3 protein-coding genes are annotated in these 2,654 nt (G+C 61.8%); all 3 read right to left on the reverse strand.

The annotated features are described in order from the left end of the window. Nucleotides 1-1,203: ATP-dependent protease ATPase subunit HslU (gene hslU / locus AC1DT3_RS17500; protein WP_477466511.1), on the reverse strand; the 1,203-nt coding region annotated here is incomplete at its 3' end. Continuing rightward, complete coding sequence (locus AC1DT3_RS17505) at nt 1,200-2,255, reverse strand: hypothetical protein (RefSeq protein ID WP_477466512.1); 1,056 nt, start codon at nt 2,253-2,255, stop codon at nt 1,200-1,202. The genes AC1DT3_RS17505 and hslU, both read right to left, overlap by 4 nt. Beyond that, nucleotides 2,252-2,654: ATP-dependent protease subunit HslV (gene hslV, locus AC1DT3_RS17510; protein ID WP_477466513.1), on the reverse strand; the 403-nt coding region annotated here is incomplete at its 5' end. The genes AC1DT3_RS17505 and hslV, both read right to left, overlap by 4 nt.

A 2,654-nucleotide genomic window follows, 5' to 3' on the forward strand; every position in this document is an offset into this window, starting at 1 on the left:
GGATACGTCGTCGAGCACCCGTTCGAGAACCGTCTGCAGGCGACGGGCGCCGATGTTCTCGACGGAATCGTTCACCTCGACGGCGACCTTGGCGAGTGCGTCGATGGAATCGGGCGTGAAGACGAGATCGACGCCCTCGGTCTTCAGAAGCGCGACCGATTGCTTGATCAGGCTCGCTTCGGTGTCGGTGAGAATGCGCTTGAAATCGTCGACCGTGAGCGGCGCCAGTTCGACGCGGATCGGCAGGCGGCCCTGCAATTCGGGCAACAGGTCCGACGGCTTCGAGACATGGAACGCGCCCGACGCGATGAAGAGAATGTGATCGGTCTTCACCGGTCCATGCTTCGTCGAGACCGTCGTGCCCTCGATGAGCGGCAGCAGATCGCGCTGCACGCCTTCGCGCGAGACATCGACGCCGGAGCGCCCTTCACGATTGCCGGCGATCTTGTCGATCTCATCGAGGAACACGATGCCGTTGTCTTCCACCTGCCGGATCGCGTCCTGCACGAGTGCGTCCTGGTCGAGAAGCTTGTCGGATTCCTCCGTCACCAGCGGCGCATAGGCTTCACGCACGGTCGTGCGCCGTGCCTTCGCCCGGTTGCCGAAAGCTTTGCCGAACATGTCGCCGAGATTGATGGCGCCCACCGATGCACCCGGCATGCCGGGAATTTCGAACATCGGCATGCCCTGACCGCCGCCCGATTGAATCTCGATCTCGATCTCCTTGTCGTCGAGTTCGTTGGCGCGCAGCTTTTTACGAAAACTATCGCGCGTCACAGCGCTCGCGGTCGTGCCGACCAGTGCATCGAGCACGCGCTCTTCCGCAGCAAGATGCGCTTTCGCCTGCACCTGCTTGCGGCGATCCTCGCGCACGAGACCGATGCCGATCTCGACGAGATCGCGCACGATCTGCTCCACATCGCGGCCGACATAGCCGACTTCCGTGAATTTCGTCGCTTCGACCTTCAAGAACGGCGCGTTGGCGAGGCGCGCCAGACGCCGCGAGATTTCCGTCTTGCCGCAACCGGTCGGTCCGATCATCAGGATGTTCTTCGGCGCCACCTCTTCGCGCAACGCCCCGTCGAGCTGCTGACGCCGCCAGCGATTGCGCAAAGCAATCGCGACGGCGCGCTTCGCATCGTGCTGACCGACGATGTAGCGATCGAGTTCGGAAACGATTTCACGGGGAGAGAATGTGGTCATGAGCTCATGAGGGGATGTGGAAGTTTGGCGGTCAAACGAACGGGCAAGAGGCCGAGCAGGGTTCTGCGAATTGGATGCCACCCGGCGCTGAGAAGAAGGACGAACGCACCAAGGGCGAGAATGGTCGCGGGCGCGGTCTGATCCTCCATCCCGGCATGACGGATCAAGTCCGCGAAAGCATACCCGGCATAAGCGAGACCGGATACCAAAAGCGCGCGGCGGTCGATGGCGACGGCGACAGCCGCGAGGCCGAAGAAGATTGCCAGAACGCCCAATGCGACTGTCATCTTGATCGCGTCCGAACCAGTGATCAGTCCAAAAACCATCGAGTGGACGATCATCGGTGCCGCCAGGAGGTGGAGCCAAAAGGCGATGTCGGTACGCCGCGTTTCACGTCGTGGATCGGACAAGTCGAACCGGAGCGCGAGAGCGAATATCCCCAGCCCAAGGAAGAGAACGATGTAGCGCAGAAGGTACTCGACGGAATCGGGGGCGAAGGCCGCCAAGGCAGCCACGACGGACAATGCGAGCGAAGCAGCTCCTGCAGCAATGGTGATGGGCACCCGAAACCGCCAGTAATGAACGCCGGTCATCAGCAAAGTGAGCAGCGCGGCAGTCGCAATAACTCCCGCCTTTTCCGAAAGCACCCAGCCGGTGTCCACTTCGAACACGCGCGCCAGAGCCATATCCGCCACACCAAAAGCCGCAACGGCAAAAAGACAGAGCAGTGCAATGCTGGGAAGGGCCATGCGGCGGCGACGGGTAAAGAATTCCGCAAGCAGCCACGCCGCAACCGCAAGTGCAAACCACATTGCGATCCTTCCGCCCGAATTCATGGCGAAATAGCCGAGCGCGCTGGTGAACAATCCGATCCCCAGCGTCACGAAAATATCGCTGAAGCCGGTGATGAAACGCAGTTTCTCATCGTCATCGGGTACCGCATCCGGAGACGAGGTTGGAATGGCGTGCACAAGGGCGCGAAGATCGTTTGCTTGTTCGGCGCTGACGATGCCGCGTTGAATCGCCAAGTCGAGGGTTTGTTCGTCGATCACGTGTCGAGGCTTTCTATAACAATGTTGCCATTGGTATAGACGCAGATTTCGGCAGCGATTCCAAGCGAGCGGCGGACGATGGCTTCGGCGTCCATTTCGCTGTCGGCGAGGGCCCGGGCGGCTGCGAGCGCATAATTGCCGCCCGATCCGATCGCCATGATGCCGCCCTCGGGTTCGAGCACGTCGCCGCTGCCGGAGAGCAGGAGGCCGACCTCCTTGTCGGCGACGAGCATCATCGCCTCGAGGCGGCGCAGGTAGCGGTCGGTGCGCCAGTCCTTGGTGAGTTCGACGCAGGCACGGGTGAGCTGGCCCGGATATTGTTCGAGTTTGGCCTCGAGACGCTCGAAGAGCGTGAAGGCGTCGGCGGTGGAGCCGGCGAAACCGCCGATCACGCCCCCT

Source organism: Microvirga sp. P4_G7, assembly GCF_056401005.1.